We start from the raw sequence: 16,233 nt of genomic DNA, 5'->3' as shown, positions 1-16,233 counted from the left end.
AAAAGAACTAAAGGAGATTGAGGATGAAAGCCGGAACATTATATAAACTGGGACTGCTTGTAGCGGGTGCACTGTTAGTAGCTTCTTGTTCCAAAACGCCGGGCAGTGCCGATGGCGCAGCAATGAGTGATGCTGATGCTTCTGCTCAGGGTTTAGGTCAAATGACCCATTTCGCTGGACAGGAACCAGGTGAATCATATACTACCCAGGCTCCACATAATCAATTGTATCTGTTCTCTTATGATGACAGTACTTTAGCATCTAAATATTTGCCTTCAGTGAATGCACAGGCTGAATATCTGAAGACGCACTCCGGGGCTCGTGTATTATTGGCTGGTCATACTGATGAACGTGGCAGTCGTGAATACAACGTCGCTTTAGGTGAACACCGTGCTAATACTGTAGCAGATATTTTATACATGGCTGGTGTCAGCAGACAACAGGTTCGTGTAGTGAGCTACGGTAAAGAGCGACCTGCAAATTATGGACATGATGAAGCATCACACGCTCAAAACAGACGTGTTGAATTTACATATGAGGCTACAAGATGATTAATTGCAAAAAAACCATTATCGCTGCTTGTTTTACAGTAATGCTCCCTCTGACCGGTTGGTCAGAGGCGCCTGTGGTAGATGATAGTGACAATTTTGCAATTATTGATGGACAACAGATGGCTGATGAGCCACCTGTTGTCAATCCCAAATACGATGAACCACAAATTGAAAATGCCGAACTGGATGGTCCTCAGAGTCAGCGTTATCAAATAAATGATTCATCCTCCGATGATGGTCCTGCATTGGTTAAAGAAGATCAATCCAGTGATACTAATAATATAAACAACAATGCGAAATTAATTGACAAGATACTGAGCCTCCAGCAGGAAGTTCAGGAACTGCGTGGTCAATTGGAAGTGCAAGCACATGATTTAAAATTATTGCAACAGCAACAGGTTGCATTTTATAAAGATTTGGATGCACGTTTAGGTAATGCTTCTGGCAAATCAGTCCAGAGTAAACCAGTTACCGATCTTACAGTAGGTTCTAATGCACCTGCCGCACAACCTACTACTCAGGTAACAGCTCAAAATCAACCCGTAAAAACGCCAATAACAACCAAACCGGTTGTGGCTGTATCACGTGTGAACCCGGCAGATGAGCAAATCAGTTATTTAGCTGCATATGAATTAGTAAAAAACAAGCGTTATGATGACGCTATAGGCGCTATGCAAACCTTCGCACAAAAATATCCCAATGGTGGATATACAGCAAATGCAGAATATTGGTTGGGTGAATTGTACCTGGTTAAAAGAGACTATCCCAAAGCAATAGAACATTTTGAAATCGTACTTCAGCAATTCCCATCATCCAGCAAATCAGCTGCCAGCATGCTTAAAGCTGGATATGCCTTTGCCGCAAAAGGGGATAATCAGGAAGCGAAACGAAGATTTCAACAAGTAGTGAAGAACTATCCTGGTACCCCAACTGCTCAATTAGCACAATCCAAATTGGACGCAATTAAAGCTCTATGAAACGCCTTAACAATCAATTAAGAATAACGGAAATATTTCATTCATTACAGGGAGAGTCAGTTACTGTGGGTTTACCTACGGTATTCGTTCGGTTAACAGGTTGCCCATTACGATGTCAATATTGTGATACTGCCTATGCGTTTAATGGTGGAGCAGTGCAAGACATTGATGATATTCTGGAGACTATTGCTTCCTATAATTGCAAGCGTGTATGTGTTACAGGTGGCGAACCCTTAGCACAACCGGGTTGTATCTCACTATTAGAACGTTTGTGTGATGATCAATATCAGGTATCTATAGAAACCAGCGGAGCTCGCGATATCTCAGAAATAGACTCCCGTGTAATGATTGTGATGGATTTAAAAACACCTGATTCACTTGAAGTCGATAAAAATCTGTTTTCTAATCTGGGTTGTTTAAAACCTTCTGATCAAATTAAATTTGTTTTGTGCAGCCGTAGTGACTATGAATGGGCTTGTGCTTTAATAAAGGAACACAGTTTGGCAGAACGTGTTCAATTGTTATTTTCACCCAGTTGGAACCAACTGAACCCGACTGATCTAGCTAACTGGATTCTGGAAGATAATATACCCGTTCGTTTTCAACTACAATTACATAAGATTTTATGGAATGATGCACCTGGTCATTGACCACAAGGAGAAATTTTATGCATTGGCTTGCTCAAGCTCCAGCTAATATAGCTTTGATTAAATATATGGGTAAAAAGGATGGTAACTCAAACCTTCCTGATAACTCTTCTTTATCCTATACCCTAAATCATTTATTAACGACCGTAAAACTGGAAAAAATTCCCACTAAAAAAGACATGTGGGAACCACTTAACATACCCGGTGCAGCAGAGTTTAAATTATCTACTTCAAGTCAGAAAAGATATACAGATCATCTGGCCATGCTCAAAGAGCATTTTGGTTATACGGGTGGTTTTTTAATCCAATCCAGTAATAATTTTCCGCATAGCAGTGGACTGGCCAGTTCTGCATCCAGTTTTGCCGCGTTGACCAAATGCGCCACTATTGCTCTTAGTGAATTGACGAATAAACCTTTACCATCGATTGATGAACAGGCTCAGCTTAGTCGCTTAGGTTCAGGATCTTCATGCCGCTCTTTTTATTCTCCATGGGCATTATGGAAAGAAAATGAGGTAAAGGCCATTGATCTGCCATATAAAAATCTGATTCATCAGGTCATCGTTGTGAGCAGCGAGGAAAAAAAAGTATCCTCCAGTGAGGCACATCAACGGGTAAAATCCAGCCCCTTTTATGCTGAAAGACATAAACGAGCTGAAGAGAATTTGAAATTGCTTCTTGATGCTTTTCTGAATGAAGAATGGGAGCGTATTTATAAACTCTGCTGGCGTGAATTTCAGGACATGCACAACTTGTTCAGCTCATGTGAGCAGCCTTTTTCCTATATCACGTCTCATTGTATGGATATTTTAAAGATCCTTGAGGCGAATTGGAAAAAGGAAGGCGACGGTCCAATCGTAACAATGGATGCGGGGCCTAACATTCATCTACTGTATCGTCCTGATCAAGCAGATCACGCACGTCAATTTAAATCACAATATTTGTTGGGTAACTACGATGTTTTATGATTTTGAAACAACCACTTATGGCAAATGGATTCTGGCGGGAGAACATGCAGTAGTCAGAGGACATGAAGCTTTGGTTTTTCCTATTAAAGAAAGACAGTTAAAACTTCGCTATAGTGCGCAGTCCCCTTCATTGAGTGCTGATTACACAGGAAGAAATGGACAGGACATGCATTTATTGTTTTGGAGCGTATTGGAACAAGGCATGCAGTTATTAGGGCGATCTCTGAATCAGATAGGCGGCCATTTTGAATTGGAAAGTAATATTCCGGTTGGTGTCGGAATGGGGGCCTCCGCTTCGCTTTGTGTGGCAATGAGTCGCTGGTTTTGCGCACAAAATATGGTTGAAGATGCTCAATGCAATGAATTTGCCAAAGAATTGGAACATCTTTTTCATGGAAAAAGCAGTGGACTCGATATCGCAGGTGTGTCTGCCGAAGAAGGTGTCTATTTTAAAGGCGGGGAGTGCAGCAAACTCCAACAAATTATTAAACCATTATGGTTTTTGTCTTCGTGCAATCAAATTGGAATTACTTCTCATTGCATCCAGCAAGTTCAAAGTCTTTGGGATAAAAATCCTCTATTAGCTCAAAAAATTGATCTGGAAATGGTGGAAGCTGTTCAACAGTCGCGAATTGCGCTTGAAGCAGGTGGCGTAGATGCTATAGAACGTTTGGCCAAAGCAATGAATAAAGCAGCTGACTGTTTTTTTCAATGGGGACTGGTCAGTGAAAGTTTACAACAACATATGAATACTCTGTTTGATGAAGGAGCCATTGCTGTGAAGCCAACAGGTTCCGGTGGTGGCGGATTTGTTTTAAGCCTATGGGATACACAACCTGCTGAATATCAGGACTTTATTGCTGTTTAACAGAAATCCAATTTAAGTTCTGACTCTATAATTTTTATCTTAATAGTTACTTAATAAATAATTATTATAATGAATTACTCTATTAATCTTCTTGATTGAATTATGCCTCGTAACACATACCCTGAAACAATCACTTATTTTGGCCAAGTAATTCGATCACGATTGTCAATGAAATCCAATTTTAAAATTGAACGAAAAGCCATGCGGATTCTTTCATTTGATGATCCTGATAATTTCTATTTAAGTCCAGAAAAGCAAGAACTCCATGCTCTGAAGTATTCTGAGAAACTTCAAACCTTTGTAACATCGTCTGATACTTTCCTTATAAATAATCAATATAATTTTATTTTGACCTGTGAACAAAATCCCAGGCTAATTGTTAGTGAATCAATGCATCATTCTGCTATGGCTAATGGCAAAAAGGTATTGGCATCCGGAAGTTTGATCTTCAAGGACGGTTATCTGACTAAAATTACAAATCATAGTGGTCATTATTGCCCCAAGGATGATGAGATGCTCGATATTATTAAAGCGCTTCATACTGCCTCTAATGGGACATTATATGAGTACTATAGTTATTGTACTCCAGAACCTTTGCTTTATTCTGTCAAAGAGCTGATTCATGTGGATCGCTTTGATCAGGTAACACCTATAGCCACAGATGAAGTGATTCATCCCGATACGGGTAAGCGAGAGAAAAGTGGGTATGATTTTAAAATGGGAAGCCAGGCTTTGGGTTCAAGAAATCGATTTGGCGCTGGTTTAAAGTCAGATCGGATTAGTGTGTTTGAACACATCATTAAAAGTAGATTAACTCTTTTTGATTCGACTGAACAACCATCCAGTTCCAGTGAATCTTCTGCCCAGCGACCCTTTACACCGTAAGGTAGATACCAAGAGCTGCCTTGGATTAAATCAACTGGTTAACAACAAGGTATTATTGATAAGGAAGGGTGCTTTGGTTCACTTTGTGGTACTAATCAACAAACTGATAATAAATCTCATACTCTTTAATCATGCCTAATTCATATCGAGCCTGTTCTTCAAGTGCCTGATCACCGCCTTTTAATTCTTTAATGTCTGCCTCCAGCGCTCTGTTGCGAGCAGCCAGTTTTTTATTTTCACGCTGGTGATCTTCTAGTTTTTTTTCGAGGTTAATCCATTGAATTACATTTCCATCACCTAGCCAAAGCTTATGTTGTAAGACAACTAAAGCAAGAATCAGGATAATGAATATAGGGCGCATGGTGTTTGCCTATTAATGTATCTAAATAATATTGTATTCCCTTATTACGGCATGGGGCAATATCTTGCAGAAGTAAATATGTATTTTATTTGTTTATTATTGGCAAATTACTCAACCGATAAATATAAATAATGGTAAATCTTGATACTTCATAAATAAAATTATCATCTCAGGATAAACTTTTGTTACTTCCCAATAATTTGTAATCCAGAATGAAGGTCGGTGCCTGCATTTGGAGATTCTTCACTACGCTCAGAATGACGAAACTCAATCGTCATCCCGAGGGAAACGAGGAATCTCCTGAATGTGGATCGTTGCCTGCATTGGGAGATCCTTCACTGCGTTCAGGATGACGAAACAGAACCGTCATCCCGAGCGAAACGAGGGATCTCCTGAATGTGGTGCGGTGCCAGCATTGGGAGAACCTTCACTGCGTTCAGGATGACGAAACTCAATCGTCATCCCGAGTGTACCAAGTGATCTCCTGAATGTGGAGCGTTGCCTGCATTGGGAGATCCTTCACAACAGAACCGTCATCCCGAGCGAAACGAGGGATCTCCTGAATGTGGTGCGGTGCCAGCATTGGGAGAACCTTCACTGCGTTCAGGATGACGAAACTCAATCGTCATCCTGAGTGAAACGAGGGATCTCCTGAATGTGGTGCGGTGCCTGTATTGGGAGATCCTTCACTGCGTCCAGGATGACGAAACTCAATCGTCATCCCGAGTGAAACGAGGGATCTCCTGAATGTGGTGCGGTGCCTGTATTGGGAGATCCTTCACTGCGTTCAGGATGACGTAAATTCTGAGGTTATTTAGACAGTACTGATTTTCCAGCATAAGGAAGATCATCTGCTTCATTAATACGCAATAACTGATTGTATTTTGCTGTTCGATCAGTACGGCACAATGATCCGGTTTTAATTTGTCCACATCCTGTAGCTACAGCAAGATCCGCGATAAAGGTATCTTCAGTTTCACCAGATCGATGCGACATGACACAGTTATAGCCGTTTTGTTGCGCTAATTTAATGGCTTGTCTTGTTTCACTTAAGGTACCGATTTGATTCACTTTAATCAGAATAGAGTTAGCAATATTTTGGGCAATACCTTCTTGGAGAATTTTCGGGTTAGTGACAAAAAGATCGTCCCCAACAAGCTGAATTTTTGTTCCCAGACGTTCAGTTAAATGCTTCCATCCAGCCCAATCTTTCTCATCAAGACCATCTTCTATGCTGACAATTGGATAACTTGAAACCAGATCAGCATAATAATCAATTAACTGAATTGAATTAAAAATCTTTTGTTCTGAGGCCATATGATAATTACCTTGATCATACAATTCAGATGCAGCGACATCCAGAGAAAAAACGATATCGTCACCCAGTCGGTAACCTGCCTTTTCAATTGCTTCACTCAGCATATCCAATGCTTGTCTATTGGATTTTATATCAGGAGCAAAACCACCTTCATCACCTACCGATGTATTGAGACCTTGTTTTTTCAGCACTGACTTCAGGATATGAAAAATTTCGGCACCCATACGAATAGCCGTAGGAAAATCAGGAGCACCTACAGGCATAATCATAAATTCTTGAATATCAACATTATTATCAGCATGTGCTCCACCATTTAAAATGTTCATCATGGGAACGGGCATGGACATTTTTTCGCCTTGATTCAGACTGGCATAAAGGGATTTGTTTTGATACATTGCGTTAGCCCTGGCACTGGCCAGCGATACAGCGAGAATCGCATTCGCGCCTAGACGTGATTTATTTTCTGTTCCATCAAGATCACACAAGATATTATCCAGATGTTCCTGATCATCTATTTTAATTCCATTAAGTGCCTGATTAATTTCGTTATTAACATGCGATACTGCTTTAAGCACGCCTTTTCCATTATAACGCTTTAAATCATTATCTCTAAGCTCGCAAGCTTCTCGAGTTCCAGTTGAGGCACCCGATGGAACGCTTGCTCTTCCCATCATTCCGTTGCTTAAAATCACATCTGCCTCAACTGTAGGATTTCCACGGGAGTCTAAGAGTTCACGCGCTTGGATTTTGGCTATTTGCATATTCATTCCTGATTGTGATTAAAATAATTAAATTGAAACGGCACCCAGGCAAAGTAAGGCATTCGCCAGAGGAACCAGAGGTAAACCCAGAATGGTGTCTTCATTCCCTCGTACTTCTTTGAATAACCATTTACCTTGAGTTTCATATTGATAAGCACCGCAGCTATGGTATGGTTTTTCACTTAGTAAATAACCTTCGATGTTCATTTCACTGAGGTAATGAAGGGTTATGTAAGCGACATCATGATATTGCCATAATACTTGATCGTCCTTTGCGATACAAAGACAGGCAATTTGTTGGTGTTTTTTTCCATTTAACAAGCGCAGATGTTCAATTGCAGTTTGATGGTTAAGTGGTTTATCCAATATCTTTTTACCTATAACACACAATTGATCAGCCGCAATGACGTAATGATCCGGGTATCTTTTACTTACTTCAAGGGCTTTATTGGTAGCAAGAGCAAAGCCCAGATCAGGCAGGTTGTCTGCTTTGTGCATACTTTTTATTGCTTCTTCATTACAATTGGATGGTATTACTAAAAACTCCAGCCCAAGTGACTTAAGTAATTTCTGTCTTATTAACGATCCTGATGCCAGAATCAATGGTTTCTGTCGCAAAAATCTAGACATAAATCGCTACCGATGCCATAAGTAAAAAGCCTATAATGACGAAGCTAAAATCAGTAAGATTACAACATCGTTCAACCATGACGCAACGCTCCAATCCATGTAAAGTACCTAGATAGAGGAAAGTCCCCGCAGAGGCCGCAATTAATATAGGATCAAAAACAGAGCTGGTTTCTATTCCATGACCGAAATACCAGCCAAGATAGATTCCTAGTGGGGTCATGAAGCTGAACAAAATAAAAAAGATCATGCTTGTATTGGTACTCATGGAACTTCTATTTAATTGTACTGCAATAGCAAAACTTTCCGCCCATTTATGAGTGATAATAGCTAAAAATAACATGATAATCATGGAGTTATAATGAGCGAGTCCTAGAGCAGCCCCAAGCATAATGGAGTGAACAGAAAGCATGGCCCAGGCCAGAATGGCAAAAGCAGGGTGTTCGGAACTATGATGGTGATACAGTTCTTTTCCTAAATGTTCAAACCATAAAAAAATAAGAAATACCGCGCCAGTAATAATGAAGGCAAAGGGATAGTCAAAGCCCATACTTTTAAATAATGAGTTTGATTCGGGTAACATATGGAGCAAAGCTGCGCCTAAAAATACACCTGTAGCTAAAGTTTCTCCAATTGGGAAATCAATGTGTTTATCGTCTTTAATTCGCTTTTTGAATGGGTACCAGCCTGCGATGAGGATGACAATAAAAATTGAAATGGCGAAAATAATTTTTAGACTCGTAGCCGAAAACATGAAGTATTCCTACTTTAAAATGAGTTATATCTCTGCATGTCATCCCATACCAAAAGGGATGGTACAGTTAGGTATGTTACAAAAAGAGTATAATATCCCAATTGCTGATTAATTTACCAGCTAAGATTCGTTGTGATGCATCATTTCGTGCAAACTAAATAATCTGACTTCTTCAATATCTGCCTGCAGCTTTAAAGCAAGGATAATGCGATTATGTAACTCCTGCCACTCACTAAAATCTTCCGTACACGCAATGTCGATGCTGATTTTTCCATCTAAATAATGCAAATTCCAAAACAGTATCTGAGGAAAATCAATGTGCACTTCATTCAATAATTGTTTCTGGATGACTGTTCTGCTCGGTAAATGCAATGAAGGACTGCATACTTCATCGTCTTCCGGATCGACATGAACAATAACGTCCTGAACACTGTCAATTTGAGCCACCAACGCACGGTGCACATGTTGGGCGATATAATGACCTTCGGAAACTGATATTTTAGGAGAGACAAGAATATGTACATCAATTAAAACATCATTACCCATAAAACGGCTGCGTAATTGATGAATTTTTTGCACACCGTCAATACTTTGGATGACCTGTTCGATTTGGGCTAATAATTCGGGTTCTACAGCGGTATCAACCAACTCTTTTACACTATTCCAACCATAATCCCATCCCATTTTAACAATCATCAATCCCACTATGATTGCAGCCACGGCATCCAGATAGACAAAACCAGCCAGGCTTCCGATCAGGCCGAGGAGTACTACTATGGATGATGCGGCATCAGAGCGATGATGCCAGGCATTGGCTGTAATTAATGGTGAGTTAATGCGTTTACCAACATGTTTTGTATAATGAAACAGCAGTTCATTGGCTATGATGGAGCTACAAATTATAGGTAAAGACAGCCAGTTGGGCATTGTATGTGCTGAATTGATTAATTCATCCAGAGCATCCCAGGCAATTCCAAAACCTGCCAGTATGAGTAATTGAGCTAATAACAGAGTGGCCGCAGTTTCAATGCGTTGATGGCCGTAGGGATGCGTGTCGTCAGCATCAAGGCTTCCGTATTTAGAAGCAAACAGCACCATAACATCAGTGATTAAATCTGAAAATGAATGAACTCCATCTGCTACTAATGCATGGGAATGATAGATGATACCGCCAATTAACTTAACGAGACCGAGTAGAGCGTTTACTAAAGCTCCAATCAAGGTAACTTTTTTGGCCTGCCTATACCGATCGTTTTGTATCATTGTTAATTCTTCTCAGGTTAAAAGTTAAAGCGACATTGGGATCTGTTAAAAAAATGAATCATAACATTATATTAATAAAAACTCAGGTACTAACTGGAGTGGTGAATGCTTTAAATTCTGTAAAAAAAAATTAATTTCACCTTAGGATGATACTGTTTCGCAAGAGCAACTTGGTAAGTTCTGATGCATGTGAAAAATTAACTGATTTTACAAGGTGTTCTGAGTACTACCCACAGGGTTATCCACAGATTTTGTGGATAAACGAGTTGTTTTGCTTTTGTTCAAAAAATCACGTAAGTCCTTATTTCATAGGGATAATATAAAAAGCAATAGGGGTAATTTGATTGCATTGGAAAAAGAGGCGTGTTTATTTATCCACAGGATAGGAAGTAGGGCGTGTACTTTATAAACCTGTGTATCTTATCAAAGAAATAATTAAAAAACAGTCTTGACTTCCACATTCTTTGAACTATTTTTTATCCTTGTAAAAACTGTTCAAAATTTCCCAACCATCGCCGGGTGATTGCTCGTGCTGTTTCCGGCATGTCCACGACCAATTGTTTCGCTATTGGTGGTAGCAGTGCTAACAGTGACTTATCTCGTTGTAAATTGGCTAATTTAAATTGTCTGTATCCGGTTTGTTTCGTCCCTAACAATTCTCCTGCGCCTCTTAATTCCAGGTCCTTTTCAGATATGATGAACCCATCATGAGTAGCACGCATTACTTTTAGGCGTTCGGCACCGTGTTGTGATAAAGGACTTTGATAAAGAAGAAGACAATGAGATTGAGCACTGCCTCTTCCTACTCGGCCTCGTAATTGATGTAATTGTGATAATCCAAGTCGTTCTGCATTTTCTATGATCATTAAACTGGCGTTCGGAACGTCTACTCCAACTTCGATAACTGTTGTCGCAACCAGTAAATCAATTTCACCTGATTTAAATGCTGACATAGTCGCTTCTTTTTCCAGCGATTTCATTTGTCCATGAACTAATCCCACTCGGGCAAACGTTAATTGTTCCTGCAGTCGTTGGGCTGTTTCTGTAGCAGCCATGCATTGTAATTTTTCTGATTCTTCAATTAAGGTGCAAACCCAATATGCTTGTCGACCACTTGCAATTCCAGCCTGAAGTCTCTCAATTATGGATTCTCTTTTGTCCTGACTTAATACAGCTGTAGTAACCGGGGTCCGCCCGGGGGGCAGTTCATCGATTATCGATATATCCAAATGGGCAAAATGAGTCATGGATAGGGTTCTGGGAATAGGGGTGGCCGTCATGAGCAGCTGATGCGGAATTAATTGTTCCTGTTGTCCTTTTTGCTGCAATAGTAAACGTTGTTCCACTCCAAATCGGTGTTGCTCATCAATGATCACCAGACCCAGTCTGGAAAATTCCACATCCTCCTGAAACAGGGCATGAGTTCCTATAATCAGTTGGCAACTATTATCGGCAAGAGCTGTTAATGCTGTTCTTCGCTCAGCCGCCTTCATTTTACCGCTTAGCCGTAATACGGAACAATTTAAGGGCTGTAACCAGTGGTGCAAGGTATTATAATGTTGCTCACTTAAGAGATCTGTCGGTGCCATAAGAGCCACCTGATACCCTTTGGCAATTGCTTGAAGAGCTGCAAGGGCTGCGATCACTGTTTTACCCGAGCCCACATCACCTTGAACCAGGCGCAGCATGGGTTTAGTTTGACTTAAATCCTGAGCTATTTCCTGAGCAACCCGATGTTGTGCCTGAGTCAAGTCAAAAGGAAGAGATGTTAGAAATTGTGTCGTTAATTCATTTTCGATCGGTATGCTTGGAGCATGCAGCTGACTACGGGATAATCTGGCGAATTGCATGCTTAATCGTTGCGCCAGTAATTCATCGAATACTAATCGTTTCAGAGCAGGATGTTCACCCTGTTCCAACGCCTGTAAGGATGTTTCTGGAGGGGGATTATGTAATAATTTAATCGCATATCCCAGATTTGGAAAATGATGTTCCTGTAATTGAATGTCACTCATCCACTCCAATTGATGAAGTTCCTGTTCACAACGAGCAAGCGCAATCTGTACCAATTGTCTTAGCCGGGTTTGAGTTAAACCTTGAGTAGTTGGATAAATAGGCGTTAATGTTTCATTTACCTGACATTCAGCATCATGGTCAAGCAGTTGATACTCGGGATGGATCATTTCCAAATGATTATTGAATTCGCGTACTTCTCCAAAAGCATGAATTTTGGAGCTGTTATTTAAAGAAGCGACCTGTTGTTTGTTAAAATGAAAAAAACGAAGTTTTACTACCCCGGTTTTATCTTCGACATAGCAATTTAACATCATCCTCTTGCCGTATTTTATTTCTGTTTTACACACATGGCCTGAAATCACGCACCAGTCATTAGAGCGTAAATCCTGAATTGGTGTTATTCTGGTTCTGTCCTGGTAGCGATAAGGTAAGTGAAAGAGCAGATCTTGCACGGTAAGAATGCCGCATTTTGCGAGTTTTGCCGCAAGTGTTGGACCTACGCCAGCTAAGGATTCACAAGAGTTAGACAGCACGGTATTATTATTCTGTTAAAAAAATTAATGATAACAGGAAAATATACGTGTTGCGAATAAGTACCCATTAAGAACAGGAGTTTATCAGTATGAGCCGCATTATTAATTTTACGGCAGCTTTAATATTAGTCTGGATATGTGGCTATTTATTAATAGCGGGTCGTGGATTATTGATTCCTATAGTCATTTCAATATTTATCTGGCATTTATTGAATACGATAAACAGCGGCATGCAACGAATTCCTTTCGTAGGTTTTCGTTTCCCCAATTGGATCAGTATGATTTTGTCACTCATTGTTGTGACTGTTATGGTTAAAATTTTAATTAATATCATCACCAATAATGTGAATGATGTGATCGAGGCTGCTCCTCGTTATCAGGATAATTTGATCACGATATTTAATAATGTGGAGAAACGATTTCATATCAAAGCCTTTGCCAATTTTGATAGTATTATCAAGAATTTAAGCATACAGACTATGGTAGTAAATATTTACAGCGTGTTTACTACCCTGACCAGCTCGGCGGTATTAATTTCATTGTATGTTGTTTTTCTTTTTGTAGAACAACATTATTTCAGTCAAAAAATGGATGCATTTTTTCCCCAGGAAGAACATAGAAAACTCGTAAAGAATATTGTCTCTCATATTACAAAAGACACACAAACCTACCTTGGTATTAAGACCTTGTTAAGTTTTATTACGGCAACTGCCAGTTGGCTTATTATGAAATGGGTGCAACTGGATTTTGCTGAATTTTGGGCTTTATTAATTTTCTTTTTAAATTACATACCCAATATTGGCGCAATTGTGGCTACTGCGTTTCCTGCGGCTTTGGCATTAATTCAATTTGAAAGTTGGTGGCCATTTGTAGAAGTAACTTCAGGAATTGTTGGCATCCAATTTATTGTAGGTAATTTCCTTGAACCGAGATTATTGGGAAAATCACTTAATTTAAGTCCTTTGATTATTTTGTTTGCTTTAGGCTTGTGGGGGGCAATATGGGGTATTTTGGGGATGTTTTTATCTGTACCTATTACTGTAATGATGATGATCGTATTTGCTCATTTTGATTCTACACGGCCAATAGCCATATTGTTATCCCAGGATGGCTATATCAATAAGTCTTATGAGACTATCGATTAATTTAACTTTATGGATAACCTTTCCATCTGGCATGAAAAAGAGCATAATAACGGTATTTTTGACGGATATATGAGTCGTATGAAACATACAGTGGAGCATCTTTTAAAACACTCTTTAACTGCATTACAAAAATCTGGAGCGATACCTTCTGATCTTGATATTGAGATCAAAGTGGATAATGCAAAAGATCCCGTTCATGGTGATTATGCCAGTAATCTTGCTCTAATATTAGCGAAGCCTTGTCGTCAAGCACCCAGGAAATTAGCGGAGCTATTGGTTCAGTCTATGCCTGAGGATCCTTCTGTAGAAAAAATTGAGATAGCTGGTGCCGGTTTTATTAACTTTTTTATGCGCAGCAGCGCCCGTTCAGTGATAATAGCTGAGATACTGAAACTCGGTAAGGAATTTGGTCGAAGTAATTTAGGTAAAAATCAAAAAGTCCTGGTTGAGTTTGTATCTGCCAATCCAACTGGCCCCTTACATGTAGGTCATGGAAGAGGAGCTGCTTTTGGAGCAACCCTGGGTAATGTATTAAGTGCCGCCGGATATGATGTTACCTTGGAATATTATGTTAATGATGCTGGTCGGCAAATGAATATCCTGGCTGCCAGTGTCTGGTTGCGCTATCTGGAGTTAGCTGGTGAAGCGGTCTTATTTCCAACCAATGCCTATAAAGGCGATTATGTTTATGAAATAGCAAAAAAGATACACGCTGATCATGGTTCTGCTTATGTACATCCCTGGTTGGCAATTGCTGCTGATCTTCCTGCTGATGAACCTCAGGGCGGGGATAAGGAATTATATATTGACGCCGTTATTGAACGTGCGCGTTCTTTATTGGGAATACAGGGGTTTGAATTATTTCATTCCTATGCCTTGAATACAGTTTTGGATGATATAAAGGATGATTTATCAGGATTTGGTGTTGAATATAAAAGTTGGTTCTCTGAACAGTCTTTGTTCGAAGATGGATCGATTGAAAAGGGAATACAGGCGTTAAAAGAGGGCGGTCATACTTTTGAAAAAGAAGGGGCTCTCTGGTTTAAAGCGACAGATTTTGGTGATGAAAAGGATAGAGTTTTAGTCCGTGCAAATGGACAAACGACTTATTTTGCTTCCGATGTAGCCTACCATTGGAATAAATACGATAGAGGTTATGATCGCGTTATTGATATTTTCGGCGCGGATCATCATGGTTATGTAACCAGAATTCGATCGGCGGTTAAAGCCTTGGGCCATGATGAGAATGCTTTAACTGTATTATTAGTGCAATTTGCCATACTGTATCGAGGCGGGGATAGGGTGCAGATGTCTACTCGTAGCGGTTCTTTTGTGACTTTAAGAGAATTACGCGACGAAGTTGGAAATGATGCAGCCCGCTTTTTTTATGTGGCGCGCAAACCCGAACAACATATGGATTTTGATTTGGACTTAGCCAAATCTGAGTCAACGGATAATCCTGTTTATTATATACAATACGCACATGCCCGAATTTGCAGTGTACTGAAGCAATTAAATGAGCGTGGTATGAACTGGGATCGATCTCTAGGACTCCAGCATATTAATTTATTAGACAAACCGCATGAAACTGCATTAATTACCCTGATCTGTCGATATCCCGAGATTATCGAATCATCGGCAGCATCATGTGAACCTCATCAGCTGGCGTATTATCTCAGAGAGCTGGCTAATGGATTACACAGTTATTATAATGCGATTCAGCTTTTATGCGAGGATGAAGAATTACGATGCGCGCGTCTTTGTTTGCTGGAGGCAGTGCGTCAGGTTTTAAATAATGGTCTGGATTTATTGGGCGTTTCAGCTCCAGAGAGTATGTAATGGCAAGAGATTATGGAACCAAGCGCTCCACACAACATAGAAGAAGTGCTCCTCATCAATTATTGGTACTTTTAGTTACTTTTTTATTGGGGTATCTGACTGCTACTTTTTTGGATCCGCAAACTATAAGCACCTGGATGAATACTCAGGTGCTTGCAAATCATGAGAAGCCGCAAGTGGCCGCTAAAGCAGAACCGCAGCGAGCACAGGTACCTCCTAAACCCAAGTTTGAGTTTTATACTTTATTAGCTAATGAGAAAGGAGCGACGCAACCAGCTTCAAACCCTGGTTCAAGTGCGAATCATCCGACGACAACTACCGCGGCAACAACTACTGCCAGGCCATCTCCTGTTACTAATGGAACTGCAGCAGTTACAACTGCCGCTAATAACTCTGTAAAACCTAAAATCCCAGTGACTAATCAACCCGCCGCAGTCAAAGTTGCCGAAGGAAAAGCTTTACCGCCTGCTCAAGGTGGACGAGGATCTTTCTTGGTTCAAGTGGCGGCATTTAAAGCCAGACAAGATGCTGAACATATGAAAGGCTTGTTAATTCTAAAGGGATTCGATGTTAACGTAGTGCCTGTAACCAATGCCCACGGAAATTGGTTCCGGGTGGTAGTTGGTCCTTATGCAAATCGGGTTTTAGCACAAAAAGCGCAAATGACTTTGGCTAAAACCGAACGACTTCGTGGTATGGTGACACCTGCGGGTGGGTAGA

15 protein-coding genes are annotated in these 16,233 nt (G+C 40.2%); 9 read left to right on the top strand and 6 right to left on the bottom strand.

Going from position 1 to position 16,233, the window contains the following annotated elements; genetic code table 11:
- The first annotated feature begins 23 nt into the window (after positions 1 to 23).
- The 6 genes from pal (at position 24) to IZU94_RS05950 (ending at position 4,896) form a co-directional block, all read left to right on the top strand.
- Positions 24 to 551 (top strand): peptidoglycan-associated lipoprotein Pal, encoded by a 528-nt coding sequence (gene pal / locus IZU94_RS05975; protein ID WP_203108940.1) that lies wholly within the window; start codon positions 24 to 26, stop codon positions 549 to 551.
- On the top strand, positions 548 to 1,528 hold the full coding sequence (ybgF, locus tag IZU94_RS05970) for a tol-pal system protein YbgF (protein ID WP_203108938.1): 981 nt from the start codon (positions 548 to 550) through the stop codon (positions 1,526 to 1,528). Before pal ends, ybgF begins: the two co-directional genes overlap by 4 nt.
- Positions 1,525 to 2,178 (top strand): 7-carboxy-7-deazaguanine synthase QueE, encoded by a 654-nt coding sequence (queE, locus tag IZU94_RS05965; protein ID WP_203108936.1) that lies wholly within the window; start codon positions 1,525 to 1,527, stop codon positions 2,176 to 2,178. The genes ybgF and queE overlap by 4 nt, the downstream gene beginning before the upstream one ends.
- A 17-nt stretch (positions 2,179 to 2,195) precedes the next feature.
- A complete protein-coding gene (locus tag IZU94_RS05960) occupies positions 2,196 to 3,143 on the top strand; it encodes a GHMP family kinase ATP-binding protein (protein WP_203108934.1) in 948 nt (315 codons plus the stop codon).
- Complete coding sequence (locus tag IZU94_RS05955) at positions 3,133 to 4,011, top strand: mevalonate kinase family protein (protein WP_203108932.1); 879 nt, start codon at positions 3,133 to 3,135, stop codon at positions 4,009 to 4,011. The genes IZU94_RS05960 and IZU94_RS05955 overlap by 11 nt, the downstream gene beginning before the upstream one ends.
- A gap of 102 nt (positions 4,012 to 4,113) precedes the next feature.
- Positions 4,114 to 4,896 carry an IQM protein middle domain-containing protein gene (locus tag IZU94_RS05950; protein ID WP_203108930.1) on the top strand — a complete coding sequence of 261 codons (783 nt, stop codon included), beginning with the start codon at positions 4,114 to 4,116 and terminating at the stop codon, positions 4,894 to 4,896.
- A 91-nt stretch (positions 4,897 to 4,987) separates the two neighbouring features.
- On the opposite strand, the gene ftsB is transcribed toward IZU94_RS05950, so the two are convergent.
- The 6 genes from ftsB to recG form a co-directional block, all read right to left on the bottom strand.
- A complete protein-coding gene (ftsB, locus tag IZU94_RS05945; protein WP_203108928.1) occupies positions 4,988 to 5,257 on the bottom strand; it encodes a cell division protein FtsB in 270 nt (89 codons plus the stop codon).
- A gap of 810 nt (positions 5,258 to 6,067) precedes the next feature.
- The gene (gene eno, locus IZU94_RS05940) at positions 6,068 to 7,342 is read right to left on the bottom strand and encodes a phosphopyruvate hydratase (RefSeq protein ID WP_238400519.1); all 1,275 of its coding nucleotides are present in this window, start codon (positions 7,340 to 7,342) and stop codon (positions 6,068 to 6,070) included.
- 21 nt (positions 7,343 to 7,363) lie between these two features.
- Positions 7,364 to 7,966 (bottom strand): Maf family protein, encoded by a 603-nt coding sequence (locus IZU94_RS05935; protein WP_203108924.1) that lies wholly within the window; start codon positions 7,964 to 7,966, stop codon positions 7,364 to 7,366.
- Positions 7,959 to 8,717 (bottom strand): ZIP family metal transporter, encoded by a 759-nt coding sequence (locus IZU94_RS05930; protein ID WP_203108922.1) that lies wholly within the window; start codon positions 8,715 to 8,717, stop codon positions 7,959 to 7,961. The genes IZU94_RS05935 and IZU94_RS05930 overlap by 8 nt, the downstream gene beginning before the upstream one ends.
- 120 nt (positions 8,718 to 8,837) lie before the next feature.
- Positions 8,838 to 9,980 carry a cation diffusion facilitator family transporter gene (locus IZU94_RS05925; protein ID WP_203108920.1) on the bottom strand — a complete coding sequence of 381 codons (1,143 nt, stop codon included), beginning with the start codon at positions 9,978 to 9,980 and terminating at the stop codon, positions 8,838 to 8,840.
- Between the two features lie 476 nt (positions 9,981 to 10,456).
- Positions 10,457 to 12,529, bottom strand: coding sequence for an ATP-dependent DNA helicase RecG (gene recG / locus IZU94_RS05920; protein ID WP_203108918.1), 2,073 nt, complete (start codon positions 12,527 to 12,529; stop codon positions 10,457 to 10,459).
- A gap of 89 nt (positions 12,530 to 12,618) precedes the next feature.
- On the opposite strand from recG, the gene IZU94_RS05915 reads away from it, so the two are divergent.
- The 3 genes from IZU94_RS05915 to IZU94_RS05905 all read left to right on the top strand — a co-directional run bounded on the left by IZU94_RS05915 (position 12,619) and on the right by IZU94_RS05905 (position 16,232).
- Positions 12,619 to 13,674: an AI-2E family transporter gene (locus IZU94_RS05915; protein WP_203108916.1), complete on the top strand. Its 1,056-nt coding sequence runs from the start codon at positions 12,619 to 12,621 to the stop codon at positions 13,672 to 13,674.
- 78 nt (positions 13,675 to 13,752) lie between these two features.
- On the top strand, positions 13,753 to 15,513 hold the full coding sequence (argS, locus tag IZU94_RS05910) for an arginine--tRNA ligase (protein ID WP_203109549.1): 1,761 nt from the start codon (positions 13,753 to 13,755) through the stop codon (positions 15,511 to 15,513).
- Positions 15,513 to 16,232 (top strand): SPOR domain-containing protein, encoded by a 720-nt coding sequence (locus tag IZU94_RS05905; RefSeq protein ID WP_203108914.1) that lies wholly within the window; start codon positions 15,513 to 15,515, stop codon positions 16,230 to 16,232. The genes argS and IZU94_RS05905 overlap by 1 nt, the downstream gene beginning before the upstream one ends.
- The last annotated feature ends 1 nt before the right edge of the window (position 16,233 follow it).

Origin of the sequence: Legionella bononiensis, assembly GCF_016786215.1 — a bacterium.
GTDB classification, from domain to species: domain Bacteria; phylum Pseudomonadota; class Gammaproteobacteria; order Legionellales; family Legionellaceae; genus Legionella; species Legionella bononiensis.
Note: the sequence above shows the minus strand (reverse complement) of the source record. Positions and strands in the feature narration are given on the sequence as shown.